The sequence below is a fragment of the Olsenella intestinalis genome, from assembly GCF_023276655.1.
Taxonomy (GTDB): Bacteria; Actinomycetota; Coriobacteriia; order Coriobacteriales; family Atopobiaceae; genus Olsenella_J; species Olsenella_J intestinalis.
The window spans coordinates 1-15,616 of the sequence record NZ_JALGRK010000001.1; the positions used below are offsets into that span (position 1 = coordinate 1).

Annotated in this window: 11 protein-coding genes; 9 read left to right on the top strand and 2 right to left on the bottom strand. The window is 66.9% G+C overall.

All coding sequences use genetic code 11. The features are described from left to right. A partial coding sequence (locus M5D76_RS00005; protein ID WP_248921357.1) for an InlB B-repeat-containing protein occupies positions 1-4,087 on the bottom strand: 4,087 nt, incomplete at its 3' end. 368 nt (positions 4,088-4,455) lie between these two features. Between M5D76_RS00005 and M5D76_RS00010 the strand changes: the two genes are divergently transcribed. The 7 genes from M5D76_RS00010 (at position 4,456) to yfbR (ending at position 12,141) form a co-directional block, all read left to right on the top strand. Then, positions 4,456-5,496 (top strand): asparaginase, encoded by a 1,041-nt coding sequence (locus tag M5D76_RS00010; protein WP_248921358.1) that lies wholly within the window; start codon positions 4,456-4,458, stop codon positions 5,494-5,496. Between the two features lie 220 nt (positions 5,497-5,716). Continuing rightward, positions 5,717-7,381 (top strand): putative manganese-dependent inorganic diphosphatase, encoded by a 1,665-nt coding sequence (locus tag M5D76_RS00015; RefSeq protein ID WP_248921359.1) that lies wholly within the window; start codon positions 5,717-5,719, stop codon positions 7,379-7,381. Between the two features lie 162 nt (positions 7,382-7,543). Then, positions 7,544-8,650, top strand: a complete 1,107-nt coding sequence (locus M5D76_RS00020) for a GGDEF domain-containing protein (protein ID WP_248921360.1) — start codon at positions 7,544-7,546, stop codon at positions 8,648-8,650. Between the two features lie 94 nt (positions 8,651-8,744). Then, positions 8,745-9,761: a cobalt transporter CbiM gene (gene cbiM / locus M5D76_RS00025; protein WP_248921361.1), complete on the top strand. Its 1,017-nt coding sequence runs from the start codon at positions 8,745-8,747 to the stop codon at positions 9,759-9,761. Then, entirely contained in the window at positions 9,748-10,623 is an 876-nt protein-coding gene (locus M5D76_RS00030) for an energy-coupling factor transporter transmembrane component T family protein (protein ID WP_248921362.1), read from the top strand. Before cbiM ends, M5D76_RS00030 begins: the two co-directional genes overlap by 14 nt. A gap of 48 nt (positions 10,624-10,671) precedes the next feature. Beyond that, on the top strand, positions 10,672-11,439 hold the full coding sequence (locus tag M5D76_RS00035; protein ID WP_248921363.1) for an energy-coupling factor ABC transporter ATP-binding protein: 768 nt from the start codon (positions 10,672-10,674) through the stop codon (positions 11,437-11,439). Between the two features lie 78 nt (positions 11,440-11,517). Continuing rightward, positions 11,518-12,141 carry a 5'-deoxynucleotidase gene (gene yfbR, locus M5D76_RS00040; RefSeq protein ID WP_248921364.1) on the top strand — a complete coding sequence of 208 codons (624 nt, stop codon included), beginning with the start codon at positions 11,518-11,520 and terminating at the stop codon, positions 12,139-12,141. Positions 12,142-12,518: 377 nt separating this feature from the next. On the opposite strand, the gene pfkB is transcribed toward yfbR, so the two are convergent. Beyond that, on the bottom strand, positions 12,519-13,448 hold the full coding sequence (gene pfkB / locus M5D76_RS00045) for a 1-phosphofructokinase (RefSeq protein ID WP_248921365.1): 930 nt from the start codon (positions 13,446-13,448) through the stop codon (positions 12,519-12,521). A 205-nt stretch (positions 13,449-13,653) separates the two neighbouring features. Here pfkB and trmB point away from each other — a divergent pair, with 205 nt between their 5' ends. After that, entirely contained in the window at positions 13,654-14,496 is an 843-nt protein-coding gene (gene trmB, locus M5D76_RS00050) for a tRNA (guanine(46)-N(7))-methyltransferase TrmB (protein ID WP_248921366.1), read from the top strand. A 102-nt stretch (positions 14,497-14,598) separates the two neighbouring features. Next, on the top strand, positions 14,599-15,612 hold the full coding sequence (locus tag M5D76_RS00055) for an alpha/beta hydrolase (protein WP_248921367.1): 1,014 nt from the start codon (positions 14,599-14,601) through the stop codon (positions 15,610-15,612). The last annotated feature ends 4 nt before the right edge of the window (positions 15,613-15,616 follow it).

The window sequence follows — 15,616 nt, forward strand, 5'->3', positions numbered from 1 at the left end:
TGATGGCGTACTCGCCGACGTCCTCGCCCGCCTGGCGGCTGAGCGCGAAGTCGATCTCGGAGGCGGCGGCGCCCTCGACCTGGGCGGTGAGCGCGGGGTCGGCCTCGCCGAAGGTCTTGGTCTTGTCCTCGGCCTTGATGGTGACGGCCTTCTTGGTGATCTTGAGCCAGCCGTCAGTGTAGGAGTTGGCAGCGTCGGCCGCGTTGAAGTTATAGTCGGGAGCCGCGATCTCGAAGTCATCGAGGGTGAGCCCCATCATATATGTAGCGGCGTTCGTGCCCTTGGCGACGGCCTCCTTGCCCTGCTTGAGGGAGACGCTGACGCCCGAGGGCGCGGTGGTCGTCGAGGGCTGGTCCGCGACCTGATAGGTGACGGTGTAGCCGGAGACCGACTGCTCCTGCGCGTTGTAGGTGACGGTGCTGGTGTTGCCCACGATCCTGACGGTCAGGTTGGCGCGCCAGACGGCGTACAGATCGTCGTAGGGCTGCTTCTCGTCAGCCGCGACCTGCGTGACCACGTGGGTCTCGCCATTCACGGTGGTGGTGTACTTCTCGCCGTCCCAGGAGAGGAAGTCGGCGGTGGCGCCGCCCTTGGTCTTGGTCCAGCCGATGAAGGTGTAGCCCTCGCGGCTCGGGGCGGCGACGATGTCGACGCCCTCGTTGATCTTGACGTCCTGGTCGGAGCGGTACAGGGCGCCCTTGCCGTCGTTCTCGGTACCATAGTTGGCGTACCAGTCGATGTGCGTCGGGGTCCTCTGCTCGACGTCGCCCCAGACCGCCTTCAGGCGGACGGTGTAGGTGTTGAGCGGGTTCTCGGGCGTGCTGCCCTCACGCTCGACCACACGCGCGTCGCTCTGGCTGATCTCGAAGGTCGCGCCAGGCTGGACCGTGGTGGCCGTGTCCTCGTAGGACTGTGTGTCATTGTTCCAGTGCTGGACGACCCAGTGCTTGAAGTACTTGGCGCTCGAGTCGGCAGGCTGGGCCGCCGCGCCCGCGGGCACCATCGCAGAGTCGGCGTAGAAGGAGGTATCAGTGGGCTTGGTGCCCTCCTTGCCGCCCTCGGCGACGTTCTCGTCATAAATGACGTTGATGCCGTCGGCGCCCACCAGGACATGACGCCACTTGGCGTAGACGTCGACGCGCTTGGTGATCCAGAAGCGGTCGCCGCCGTTGAACCCGGTCGCGTCGCTGTTGTACGCGGTGTCGGCATTGACGATGTTGCCCCACTGGTCCATGACGTCGGTGAAGTCGGTCGCCTTGTTGTACGGCGTCGCCATGGCGTCGGTCAGCCTGGTGTCCTCGTTGAACACCCTGGTGCAGGCCGCGTCGGAGTACCAACCAACGAAGTCATAGCCGTCACGAAGCGCCGTGTTGGGCAGAGAGATGGTTCCGCCGTGGCTAATGCGGAAGTTCATGGCCTGGCTATCGGAGCCCCAGTCGAGGCTGGGGTCGCTCTCCTGCGTGCCGGCGTTGGGGTGCAGGAAGACACGGTACTGCACCTGGCGCCACTTGGCGTAGACGGTGATGCCGCCATCGGGCATGGTGGTGAAGTCGTAGGGCTGCCTGCACTCGGGATCGGAGAACCATCCCTCGAACACGAAGCCATCGCGCGTCGGCTGGAAGTAGTCGGCTCCGCCCTTGTTGCGAGACGTGATGTCCGCGCCGTAGGAGATGCCGTCGACCTCGTCGATCTGGCCGAGGTTAACCTCGTCGAGGGTGTTGTTGTTGCCGTCGACGCACAGGCCATCCATGTAGTTGATGGCGAATGCCTGACGCGTGTAGTAGAGACTGAGGGTGCCGCCACTGGCGACGTCGGCCCTTCCGCTGCTGTTGAAGGCGGGGTCGGAGCCGAACTTGTCGTAACCCGTGAGCTCGACGAAGTCCTCGGCCTCGGTGAAGAACGCGTAGTTCGCGGGAATCGTGTTGCCGTACTTGACGAAGCCCTTTCCGTTCCAGGTCCTCTCGGCCGTCTGGCCGGGGAGGGCCTCAACGTAGAACTCCATGTACTTCGTGCCGTGATTTGCCTCGTCACGGACAAACGTGACGTCCTCGGCAGGCATCACGTCGATGTAGACGAGGACCTGCTTGAACGTGCTGCTGCTCTGAGGCTTCCAACGCCAATCCTCTTCAGCACCGTTGTCGGTGATAGGGAAGTTGTCGCCGATGTACTGGCCGTACAGTGCGGTGATGGTCTTGTAGGTCCTGGCCCAGAGACCAGTGCCCTTGAACGTGAGGGTGTACTGGGTGCGATCGTAGTACACGTTCACGACGGAGTTGCCCTCGGTCGCGATTGTGACGTTCTGGTCGAAGTTGTTGAGGTGGAAGCCCGTGTACTGCTTGTTCGTGCCGTTGACGCGAGCGTAGGCGTTATTGCCGTTGCCCTGCCGCGAGACCGTGTTGACGGTGGTGCCGACGCGGCCGGAGAGGTTGATGGCCTCCTCGAAGTCGTAGCCGTCGCCCGCGAGGTTCTGCTTCCAGATGATGACGGTGTACTCAGCGGTCGCGCTAGCCGTCCACTTGGCATAGATGGTAGTGGTCTCGTCGAGGGTGTTCCCGAAGGTGAACTCGTGGCCGGGCGTGCAGGCGGCGTCAGTGTACCAGCCGCCGAAGGTGTAGCCGAAGCGGGTCATCGCGGAGTCGTCGCACGGCTTGGAGGTGGTGTCGCCGGACTTGACGAACTGCGGGGCGTTGTAGGTCGCGCCCTTGCCGTTCTCCTCGAAGACGAGCCAGCGGCCGTAGGGCTCGCAGACGCGGAACTCGACGTCGCCCTTGATGGTGACGGAGTCGCCGTTCTTGTAGAGGTGGCCCTCCTCGTAGCCGACGACGTTGGACTTGCCCTCGGCGACGAGCCAGCCCTCGAAGGCGCGCTCGGAGCTGTCGGGGGTGTAGCCCATGTTGACGGTGTAGGCGGCCTCACCGGTGGCGGAGTTGCCCGGGGCCTCGACGGTCTCGGTGCCCTGGGAGACGCCGGCCTCGTCGACGTAGTTGACCTTGTAGCGAAGCGCGGTCGCCGCATAATAGGTGACCGACTCGTCGGAGGTGATCTGGTCGGCCTTGGCCATGGCGGCCTCGCGAACCTGCTCGATGGTGAGCAGCTGCGTCTCGGCGGTGTAGTTGGGGTCGGTGGTCCAGCCCGTGAAGACCTCGTTGGAGGCGAGGCCCTCGACGCCGGGGTCGTGGATGATCTGGGCGACCTCCTCGGCGGAGTCGTCGGCCTTGACGATCATCGAGGGCGCCTCGGCGGCACCGTTCTCGAACCTGACGGTGAGGCGCGGGGTGACCTGGGTGACGATGGCGTAGACGGAGAAGCTCTTGGCGGCGATCTGGACCTGGTCGTCTGCGGTGACGGAAGACGGGACGACCTCGGCGGCGCCGGTGTCGGCGATGTGGACGACGTCGACCTTGGACTCGGCGTTGGAGCGCGCGTCGCGGATGGAGTCGGCGGCGAGCCTGACGGAGATGTCGCTCTTGGGCTCGACCTCGCCCTCCTGGCCGGTCTTGGGGTCGGTGTAGGTGAAGGAGATGTCGACCGCAGCGATCTCGCTGGCGGAGACGTCCTCGGAGACGGCGTCCGCGACGGTGCCGCGCACGTCCTCGGACGAGACGCCCGTCACCTTGATGCTGACGCCCTCGGGAAGGGCGCCCTCGGGGGCGGAGACGTCGACGGTCACGCCGTTGGCGCGCTGTGTCGGGAACGTGACGGCGGGGTATGCCACGCTCTTCTCGGCTGCGGGAGCAGCGTCCGTGGCAGAGGCCGCGGTCTGGGCGTCCGACTTCGCGGGCTCGGTCACCTTGGTCTGGACGGCCTGGGCGTCTGCTTGGGCGTCTGCCTGGGCGCCGGCCTGGGCATCGGCGGTCGCGACCTCGGTGGCCTTGGTCTCGATGACCTGAGCCGTGGCGGCGGCCGCAGCAGCCTCCTGCTCGGCAGCCGTATTGGTGCCGAGGGCGACGTTTGGCACGAGCCCGCACACGAGGGTCACGGCGCACAGCACTGAGAGGGCCTTGTTTGCCCAGACGCGTGCGCGCCTCTTGGTGGATACGATGGGCTTCTTTGGATCGGTCCCGACCCTGGTCTTGGTCCGCTTCATCGCCAACACCTTCCTAACTCATGCAGGGGCGTCTTCCAAACACCCTGCGACAGAACGACTACCTCACCTGAATTGCCTCCTAGGACACGCATACGTTCGAAAACTAGTCACATTTATTATTGGCTGCTGGAACGACAACATTTCGCCTCGGGAATGACCGTTCGTGCCACGAACATGCCGTTCGTGCCAGAGGAGGCGATTCGCGCCTTTCCGCACATGTAGGGGGTCGCGAGGCACGCTCTTCTCGGGCGCTTGGGGACGCGGCGGAAAGGCGCGCGGGCGCCCAAGCGGCGCGGCGGGGCCCATGTCGCGCGCGGGGGCGCCGTGTGCGACAATCGGTACGCCGAATCAGAAGGAGCACCAGCAGCATGAAGAAGATCCTCATCATCGCGACGGGCGGCACGATCGCCTCGACCCCCGGCGGGGACGGCCTCGCGCCCGGCCTCACCGGCGAGGAGCTCGCCGCCTACGTTCCCGAGCTCGCGGACATCGCCCAGGTCGAAGTCGTGCAGCCCATGAACATCGACAGCACCAACATGCGCCCGGCCGACTGGGTCGCCATATCGCGCACGATCATGGGGGCGTACGAGGACTTTGACGGCTTCGTCGTGCTGCACGGCACCGACACCATGGCCTACACCGCGGCCGCGCTCAGCTACCTCATCCAGGGGAGCCCCAAGCCCATCGTGCTCACCGGCTCGCAGCAGCCCATGGCCAACCCCTTCACCGACGCGCGGCTCAACCTCTACCAGTCGGTGCTGTACGCGACCGACGACCTGTCGCGCGACGTGACCATCGTCTTCGGCGGGCAGGTCATCGTGGGGACGCGCGCCCACAAGCAGCGCACCATGAGCTTCAACGCGTTCAACAGCGTCAACTTCCCGCTGCCGGCCATCATCAGGGCCGGGCGCATCGTGCGTGACGGCGGCGTCGGCATGGCGCTCGGCGACATCTGGCCCGACGGCGCCGGCGACGTCGCGTCCTCGGCGGGCCCGCTCGTCTACGACCGGCTCAACGAGCGCGTCATCGTCCTGCGCCTGACGCCCGGCCTCAGCCCGAGGGTGTTCGACCTTCTCGCCGGCGACTTCGACGCGATCGTGCTCGAGACCTTTGGCATCGGCGGCATCCCCGAGTACGAGCGCGCGTCGTTCGAGCGGGCGATCTTTGACTGGGTCGAGTCCGGGCACACCCTCGCGCTCACGACGCAGGTGTCGGAGGAGGGGCTTGACCTGGGCGTCTACGAGGTCGGGCGCGCCTACGCCGAGAACGCCGACATCCTGAAGGGCGACGACATGACGACCGAGGCGCTGGTCGCCAAGACCATGTGGGCGCTCGGGCAGTCCAAGGACCCCGAGGTCGTGCGCGAGCTCTTCTACCGCACCGTGAACCACGACCGCAACCCGCGCTAGCGGACCGGGCCGCGGCGCCCTCGACTGGTTTTGGGCACACGCGCGCCCGGGGTCGCCCCCTCGCCGAGCCGGGCGCGTATGCGAACACTGTGTTTTCTATGGTACTCGCCGCATTCTTGTGCAATTCTACCGATGGTGCGCACGCGCCGCATCGCGCGCGCGAGGCGCCCGAGCAACACACCACGCAAACAACGCCCGAACACGACCAGAGGGAGAACCCATGTCTGAGGCCATCCGCAAGGTAAACGTCATCGGCCACCTGCACCCCGACACGGACAGCATCTGCTCCGCGATCGCCTACGCCTACCTCAAGAACCAGCTCGGCGACGTCGAGTACGAGCCGCGCCGCGCCGGCGCCATCAACCGCGAGACGGCCTTCGCCCTCAAGCAGTTCGGCTTCGACGAGCCCGAGCTCATCACCTCGGTCGCCCCTCAGATCAAGGACATCGAGATCTTGCCCATCAAGGGCATCGACGCCGAGAAGAGCCTCTTCTCCGCCTGGAACCTCATGCGTGACATGAAGACCGCCACGCTCTGCGTCACCGACGACAACAACGACCTGCTCGGCCTCATCGCGGTCAAGGACATCGCGAACGCCAACATGGACATCTTCGACAACGCGGTGCTCGCCGAGTCGAAGACCGTCTACTCCAACGTCGTCGAGACCCTCCAGGGCGAGATGGTCGCAGGCGACCCCAACGGCTTCATCACCGAGGGCAAGGTCCGCGTAGGCACCACCCCCGAGATGATGGAGGGCAACGTCGAGAAGGGCGACATCGTCCTCGTCACCAACCGCTACGAGACCCAGCGCTTCGCCGTCGAGGCGGGCGCGAGCACGCTCATCATCTGCAACGACGCCGGCGTCTCCAGCATCGTGATCGAGGCCGCCAAGCGCCACGGCTGCACGGTCATCACCACCCCGTACGACACCTACGCCGCCGCGCGCCTCATCTGCATGTCGATCCCCGTGCGCGCCAAGATGCTCCCCGAGGAGTCGATCCTGCGCTTCTCGGTCAACACCTCGATCGACGACGCGCAGAAGGTCATGGCGAGCTCGCAGCACCGCTTCTTCCCCGTGCTCGACGAGGGCGGCCACTACTGCGGCGTCGTCAGCTCCTCCAGCATGATCAACGTCAACAAGAAGCACGTCGTGCTCGTCGACCACAACGAGCGCAGCCAGGCGGTCAGCGGCCTCGAGCGCGCCGAGATCATGGAGATCATCGACCACCACCGCATCGGCTCGATCGAGACGGCCGCGCCCGCGCTCTTCCGCAACATGCCCGTGGGCTGCACCTCCACGATCATCTTCGACATCTTCCAGGAGAACGGCGTCGAGATCCCGGCCAACATCGCCGGCATCATGCTGTCGGCCATCCTCTCCGACACGCTGGCGTTCCGCTCCCCCACCTGCACGCCCAAGGACGAGCACGCCGGCAGGGAGCTCGCCAAGATCTGCGGCGTCGACATCGACGAGTACGCCGACGCCATGTTCGACGCGGGCGCCGACCTCACGGGCCGCACCGCCGAGGACGTCTTCAACTCCGACTTCAAGGTCTTCTCGCGCGGCCACGTCCGCTTCGGCGTCGGCCAGGGCAGCTTCATGACCGAGAACAGCCGCAAGGCCGCCGAGGCCCTCGTCGGCCCCTACCTCAAGGACGCGGCCGCGGCCAACGAGATCCCGATGGTCTTCTACATGTTCACCGACGTGAAGAGCCAGACTACCGAGATGCTCTACTGGGGCGCCGACACCGAGCAGATCGTGGCGCGCACCTTCGACGTCACGCCGAAGGACGGCATCGCCGTGCTGCCTGGCGTCGTCAGCCGCAAGAAGCAGGTCATCCCGCCCCTGATGGCGACCCTGCAGGAGATGGAGACCGAGGACTAGGCTCCGGCGCGTCTCACCCGCGCGCAACAACATGCACCAAGACCGAGGGCGGCTGCCACGTGGCGGCCGCCCTCTTGCGTCCGCCGCATTGTAAGGCGACTGGGATAAAAGCTTTCCGCAAAGGGGCTACACTAGGGGAAACGCCAAGGACGTTGGAGGCCCATGGGCAAGACGCTTACAGATTGGTTCCGGTGGTTCACGCGCAGGGCCCCGACGAGCGAGGCCCGCATGGACGTTGCGAACAGCAACCTGGCCAGCATCAGGCTCATGGGGTCGTTCGTGATCGCGCTCGAGACGATCACCTTGGCCTACGTCCTCCTGGTGCCCGAGGGCCAGATCCAGTCGCGCACCGCGAGCGCGATGAGCGTTGGCCTGATCCTCCTGCTCTGCATCGTCTCCATCGGGATCGCCCACGTGCTGAAGCGTGGCGAGAAGACCAGCGTGCTCGCCGCCGACGCGCTTCTGGTCGCGATCTTCGTGCTTGCGACCGCATGGGGCATCTTCGCGTCATACCGACACTACGTTGTAGGCGAGCAGATCGTCACCTTCTACGTCGTGCAGCTCTGCTTCATCTGCTTCCTGCTCACGAAGCCCCTGCAGTCCGTCATCATGTACGGCGGCGCGTTCGGCACCTTCTACGCGATGTGCGTCGCCTTCGACGGGGCGCCGTCGCTCAACGTCACCAACTACGTCCTGTTCGCGGTCATCGCGATCCTGGGCGCGACCGTGCGCTACCAGACGATGATCGACGTCTTCGCCAGGCGCCGCCAGATCGACGAGCTCAACGAGGAGCTGCGCCACACGTCCACCCACGACGAGCTGACGGGACTGCTCAACCGCATGGCCCTGCGCGACCGCTTCGAGTCCTACCTCGGTCACGACCTGCACGTGCTGATACTCGACGTCGACCACTTCAAGAAGTTCAACGACGCCTTCGGCCACATTGCGGGCGACCGCGTGCTGGTCGCCGTCGCCGACGCCATCACGGACGTCTTCGGCGAGGGATGCGCCTACCGCTTCGGAGGCGACGAGTTTCTCGTCATCCTCGTCGACGAGGCCGACGAGGACGTGAGACGCAAGGTCGAAGAGTGGCAGCGGGAGCTGCTCGGCATCTCGCTCGAGGGCGTGAGCCGCAAGATCGTCTGCAGCGCGGGCATGAGCTGTGGCACGCCCGTCGCCCCTGACGACCTGCGCGACATGATCGAACACGCCGACGCCAAGCTCTACAATGACAAGGCGGCCCACCACGCGCAGGCCACCAGCGAGTGACGCCGGCTGCGGCCGTGCATGGCCGCATCTGCGCGGGGCGCCTGAGGCCGCCCTGCGCCAAGACGCCCGAGTGCCGAGAGAAAGAGAAGGCCCGATGCACATTCCCGAGAACTACCTGAGCCCGTCCACCTGCGGCGTCCTGGGCGTCGCGATGGTCCCCGTGTGGGCGACCGCCGTCCGCCGCGTGCGCGAGACCATGCCGCGCGAGAAGATGCCGCTGCTCGGCATCGCCGCGGCCTTCTGCTTCCTCTCGATGATGTTCAACATCCCCATCCCGGGCGGCACCACCGGCCACGCGGTCTGCGGCACGCTGATCGCGATCCTCTTCGGCCCCTGGGCCGCATGCATCGCGGTGACGATCGCCCTGGTGATCCAGGCCGTCCTCTTCGGCGACGGCGGCGTGCTCGCGCTGGGCGCCAACTGCTTCAACATGGCGTTCGTCCTCCCCATGGTGGGCCACGCCATCTACTCGCTGATCAAGGAGCGCGTCGAGGGCGAGAAGGGCGAGCTTTTGGGCGCCGCCGTCGGCTCCTACGTGGCGATCAACTGTGCCGCGCTGTGTGCCGCGGTCGAGTTCGGCATCCAGCCGCTGCTGTTCACCAACGCCGCGGGCGAGGCGCTGTACTGCCCCTACCCGCTGGCCGTCTCCGTCCCGGCGATGCTCGTGGGGCACCTGACGATCTGGGGCGCGGCCGAGGTGGTCTTCACCTGCGGCATCCTCGCGTTCCTGCACGCCGTCGCACCCGACTTCGGCCTGAGCTCGAGCGCCGCGACCGCGGACGATAAGGCCTCCGCGCGCTCTCGCGGCGCCGTGGTGGCTCTTCTCGTCTGCCTCATCCTGGCGACGCCGCTCGGGCTTCTGGCCACCGGCGACGCGTGGGGCGAGTGGGGCGTCGAGGACCTGGCCGGCCTTGTGGGCTACACGCCCGCCGGCATGGACGGCGCGTGGGAGTGGGGCTCGCTGATGCCCGACTACGCGATCGGCGAGCTGCCCGAGTGGTTCGGCTACATCCTGTGCGCCGTGATCGGCGTGGCGCTGCTGGTCGTGATCTTCAGGCTCGCGGCCGCCGCGATGAGGCCGAGCGTCGACTTTGACCGTGCGCGCGCCTAGCGGACGCGACATATCGGACGAGCGGGGGGCCGCGCGCGAGCCGGGTGCGACCGGTGCGGGCGGCCCCCTTCCCTCGTGGCTCGCGGAGCCGGAGGGCTACGAGCCCGCGCGCGACCGCGACGCGTTCATCGGCAAGAGCATGCTGTCCGTGGCGGGGGTGCTGACGCGGCTGCGCGTGGACGACGGGCGCGAGGCGCCCTTCTCGCCGTCGCCGGCGTTCAAGCTGGTGCTTGGCCTAGCGTGCATCCTCATGACGTCGCTGGCGCAGAACTTCGTCTTCGTGCTGCTGATGCTCGCGCTCGTGCTGGTGCGCGCGTGCGCGCTGCCGTCGTCGGCGCTGCGGCGCGTTGCGGGCGTGTCGGCGGGGGCGGCGGGCGTGTCGCTGCTGGTCATGCTTCCGGCGATCCTTCTGGGGCAGGGTCACGCGCCGCTGCTTCTGGGGACCAAGGTGCTGACAACGACCGCCATCGCGCTCGAGGTGGCGCTCACGACGCCCGCGCACGAGATGATGCGGGCGCTCTCGACCTTCCGCGTGAGCGAGGTGGTCACGCTCACGCTGGGGCTCACGCTCAAGTACATCGTGGTGCTGGGCACGGTGGCGCTCGAGATGCTCGAGGCGCTCAGGCTGCGAAGCGTGGGACGAAACGACGACAAGCGCGCCTCCGTCGGGGGCGTGGGCGGCATGCTGTTCCTCAAGTCGCGCGAGGCGGCCGAGGACGTGGCGGCCGCGATGCGCTGCCGCGGCTTCGACGGGCGCATGGCGGCACCGGCGCGCGGCGGGCTGCGCGCGCAAGACGCGGCGTGGGCGGTGGGGCTGGCTCTTCTCGCCTGCGCCTTTGGCTACCTGCAGTCTCTGGTATAACTGGCGTTGGGCGTCGCAGGATGGTGACGCAGGCGCAGAGGGGATCCCATGGCACACGACGCGACGCATCCGAAGGCGTTCCACCACCCGCACGAGGGGTGCGGGCTGCCGGAGCGCGACCGCGTGCTCATGAGCTTCGACGACTTCTGCTTCGCCTACGAGGAGCGGCCGACGCTGCGCCACGTGAGCCTGGACGTGTATGCGGGCGACTCGGTGGTGCTGATGGGCGACAACGGATCGGGGAAGTCGACGCTGCTCAAGGCCATGAGCGGCCTGGTGTTCGCGCAGCGGGGCAGCTATCGCTTCGACGGCGAGGAGGTCAGCGAGGCCTCGATGCGCGACGCGTCGTTCGCCAAGCGGCTGCACCAGCGCGTTGGGTTCATCTTCCAGGACTCCGACGCGCAGCTGTTCTGCGCGAGCGTCGAGGACGAGATCGCGTTCGGGCCCAGGCAGATGGGGCTAGGCGAGGAGGAGGTGCGCCGCCGCGTGGACGACGTATGCCGGATGATCGGCATCGACGAGCTGCGCGGGCGGGCGCCGTGGGCGCTGTCGGGCGGCGAGAAGAAGAAGGTCGCCATTGGCTGCATCCTGTCGATGAACCCGGACGTGTACTGCTTCGACGAGCCGCTGAACGGGCTGGACGCAAGGACGCGGGCGTGGCTCTTGGGCTTTCTGCACCAGCTCAAGGACGCGGGCAAGACGCTCGTGATCGCGACGCACGACCAGTCGCTCGCCGACGAGGTGGCCGACTACTTCGTCTACATGGGCGACTTCCACGAGTACGGGGACAGGCCGCACGTGCACATCAACCAGTGACGCGGCGCGCGGCGCTCGCGCTGTCGTAGTATGTGGGGTGCGCCGCGGGCGCGCCGCACGCTACCGTTGGAGGTCAGTATGACGCAGGTGAGTGAGCAGGGATCTGCCGAAGGGTCGAGTTTCTTCGCGATCGTGTCAAGGATGCGCTACATCGAGCGCTGGGCGCTCATGCGCAGCACGCGTCCGGAGAACCTCGCGGAGCACTCGCTCGACGTGGCGATCATCGCGCACGCGCTGGCCACGCTGGCAAACGTCCGGCACGGCAGGTCGCTTGACGCCGAGAAGGCGGCCCTCATCGGGCTGTTCCACGACACGTCCGAGATCATCACGGGCGACATGCCGACGCCGGTGAAGTACGCGAACCCGCTGATCCGCGACGCCTACAAGGACGTCGAGGACGGCGCGTGCAGGCAGCTGATCGAGGAGCTGCCCGAGGACCTGCGCGGCGCCTACGAGGGCATCTACTTTGGCTCGGACGACGAGGACGAGGCGTACCTGCGCCGGCTCGTGAAGGCCGCCGACAAGATCTCGGCGCTCATCAAGTGCATCGAGGAGCAGCAGGCGGGAAACGCCGAGTTCGAAACCGCCGCCGTGTCGGTACGCGCCAAGGTCGACGAGATGGCCGCCGAGCTGCCCGAGGTCGCCGACTTCGTGGCGGAGTTCGTGCCGTCGTACGGGAAGACGCTCGACCAGCTGCTGTAGGGCGACGTCTGGGCGGCCGGGAGCCGGTTCATGCGCGGTTTTGCCCTCTTGTGGTAAGTTTCGCGAACTCGATGAGCGATTTATGGCCTCCGTGGCAAACTCTGGCCGCGCCTTTAGGCCCTAGCATGATTTCTATTGCATAGGAACTCGCGAAGGCGCACGTCGGAATGCGAACGTATGCATGCTCGAAGACGTGCGTCGCGCGAGTGGCCGCATCGGCTTGCCACGGAGACCCAAAATCGCGCACGCGAAATCGAAATCTTGCCACGGAGGGCATGTTTTGCGCGTGGCAGGCCGGTCTTGGGCCTCGTGAATGGAAGGACGCCGGCCGCGAACCATCGCAGCCGGCGCCGAGTCGTGCGCTATGGGGCCCGAGCCTACATCTCGGTGACGGTGACCTTCTCGATCAGGGAGTCGACCAGGTCGCGCGGGGCGGCCTGGGTGCCGGACTGCATGACGTTGGCGGCACCGGTGGCCATCGAGAGCTTGACCTTGTCCTCGAGCGACATCCCCTTCTCCTCCGCGAAGGCGAGGGCGGCGACCACGGAGTCGCCAGCGCCCACGGTGGAGCCCACGGGGACCTTGACCGAACCGCCCTTGACGACGCGGTCGGCGCTCACGAACATGGCGCCGGCGCCGCCCATGGAGACGACCACGTTGTCGAGGCCCTGGGCAATGAGCTCGCGTGCGGCCTCGGCGACCTTCTCGTCGGTGTCGAGGGTGCGGCCCAGCATGTTGCCGAGCTCGATCTCGTTGGGCTTGATGAGGAAGGGATTGCCCTTGATGCCGGCCACGAGCTTGTCGCCGTCGGCGTCGAGGAAGACCTTGGCGCCGGCCTCGCGGCAGGCCTTGACCCACTTCTCGTAGGTGTCGTCGGAGGCGCCGCGCGCGATCGAGCCCGCGAGCACGACGATGTCGCCCTCGGAGATCTCGGCCACGAGCTGCGCGAGCATGTCGTCGAGCATCGCATCGGTCACGACGGGACCCGGCTCGTTGATGTCCGTGTGCGTGTCGTCGACGGGGTCGACCACCTTGAGGTTGGTGCGGGTCTCGCCCTCGACCTCGAAGGCGCGGCAGCTGATGCCCATGTCTTCGAGGGAGGCCTTGATGCCGCGGCCGGTGTTGCCGCCGAGCACGGCCCATGCGACGGACTCGCCGCCGAGCTGCTTGATGACCTTCGAGACGTTGATGCCCTTCCCGCCGGGGTCCTGGCGGAGCTCCGTGATCCTGGTCACCGCATCGAGCTTGAAGTTGGGAGCCTGCGCGGTCTTGTCGAGTGCAGGGTTCAGGGTAACGGTGAAGATCATTCGTGCGCACCTTTCGCTCGCGGCGCCGAAGCGCCATGCGGTCATTGGCATACGTAGTCTGCGTCGGCCGGGCCAACGACTTCAGTCTACCAGCATGGAGCCTTGTGGCAGCTTTGCCCACAACAAATGCCCGCGATACTCACGGTTGTATACTGTCGCGTGCTCTGCACCCCGCCCAACTGGGGAAACCGTCCAAGGAGACCACATGCACGCCCTGCACGCACGCCTGCCCAAGAACTTCGTCCTCGAGGAGCGCCTCGAGCGCTACGCCGACTCCATCGAGGCCAGCCCCGAGCGCTGGGCCGGACAGTGGGCCGAGGCCTGCCACCCGCTCGGATCAGAGCGCACGTCCTTCGACGAGGTCCGCCTCGACATGGGCTGCGGCAAGGGCGCCTTCACCGTGGAGGCGGCAGCGGCCGAGAAGAGCGTGCTGTTCGTGGGCATCGACTTCGAGCCCATCTGCATCGCCTATGCCGCGCAGAAGGCCGAGGAGTCGGGGCTCGACAACGTCATCTTCTCCCCCGGCGTGGCGGACAAGGTGACCACCTACTTCGCCGAGGGCGAGCTCTCGCGCATCTACCTCAACTTCCCCACGCCGTTCCCGCGCAAGAAGGAGGCGGCCCAGCGCTTGACGCACCTCGACAACCTCCTGCGCTACCGCAAGATCCTCGCGCCGGGCGCCACCGTGCTGCTCAAGACCGACAGCTATCCGCTGTGGGGCTTCTCACGCACGCAGTTCGAGCTGGCGGGCTACGACATCGTCTGGGAGTCCGACGACGCCCGCGCCGAGCGCCCGGACGACCCCGTGAGCTGGTACGAGGAGCGCCTCTCGGCGCAGGGCGCGACCGTCTACGCGATCGAGGCCACGCCCGCGCGCGAGCCGAAGCGCGCAGCCGACGGCACCGTCGAGCAGACCGCGTCGCTCAGCCTCATCGACTACCTGCCCGAGGACCTCTCGACCATGACCTACGTCCCCCACGGCATGCAGGGCACGGTGACCAACCTCCGCAACCTCGAGCGCAAGGGCATACACAACCGGCACCTCTAGGGAGAGCGCAGGCGCCGACCTTCGGCGAGCGGGCCGAGCGCGCTTTTGGGGCACGACTTGGGTACACTTTTGAACGTGACGCATTGGGAGATAGGAGCAAACGTGAAGAAGTCCACCAAGGCACTGCTTGCCATCACCACCGTCGCCGCAGGCACCGCGGCCGCGTGCGCCTCGCTCGAGACCTGGTCGCGCGCCCGCTTCGGCCGCTCCGGCATCGCGACCGTGGCCGAGGGCGTCCTCCGCCTGTCCGGCCTGCGCTCCAACATGCTCGGCCGCGACCTGGGCCGCTACGACGACTACATCCAGAAGCAACGCGAGAACAACGAGAAGGAATACCACCTTCCCGGCTGGATGGGCATGAAGTCGGTCGTCTTCGAGGAGACGCGCGACGGCATGAAGACCTTCCACGTCGGCACCACCGGCAAGAACGACCGCGCGGTCCTCTACCTGCACGGCGTGGCCCACATCCACCAGATCTCGCCCTTCCACTGGCAGTTCATCGACCGCCTCTGCGAGCTCACCGGCGCAGAGATCGTGGTCCCGATCTACCCGCTCGCCCCCGCACACGACTACGACGAGGCCTATTCTCTTCTCACCGACCTCTACGAGGGCATGTGCGACCGCTACGGGGCCGACTCGATCACCATCATGGGCGACTCCACCGGCGGCGGCCTCGCGGCCGGCCTCGCCGAGACCTTCGACCACTACAACCTCGACCAGCCGGCCAACCTCGTGCTCATCTCGCCGGTCGTCGACCTGTCGATGCGCAACCCCGACGTGCACGACTTCTTCGACCGCGACCCGATGAACGCGCCGTGGGGCCTGGCCCAGGTCGGCGACCTCTGGGCCGACGGCGACGACATCTGCGACCCGCGCCTCTCGCCCATCTACGGCGACGTCAGCGGCCTGCGCAACGTCACGATCTTCGCCGGCACGCGCGAGCTGTTCTACCCCGACTGCGTGAAGTTCGCCGACAAGCTGAAGGACGCCAAGGTCCGCTGCGACCTCGTCGTCGGCCAGGGCATGAACCACGTCTGGCCCCTCTACCCCATCCCCGAGGCAAAGGACGCGATCGAGCAGATCGCGCAGATCGTCTGCGCCGAGCCCCTCGCCTAGCGCA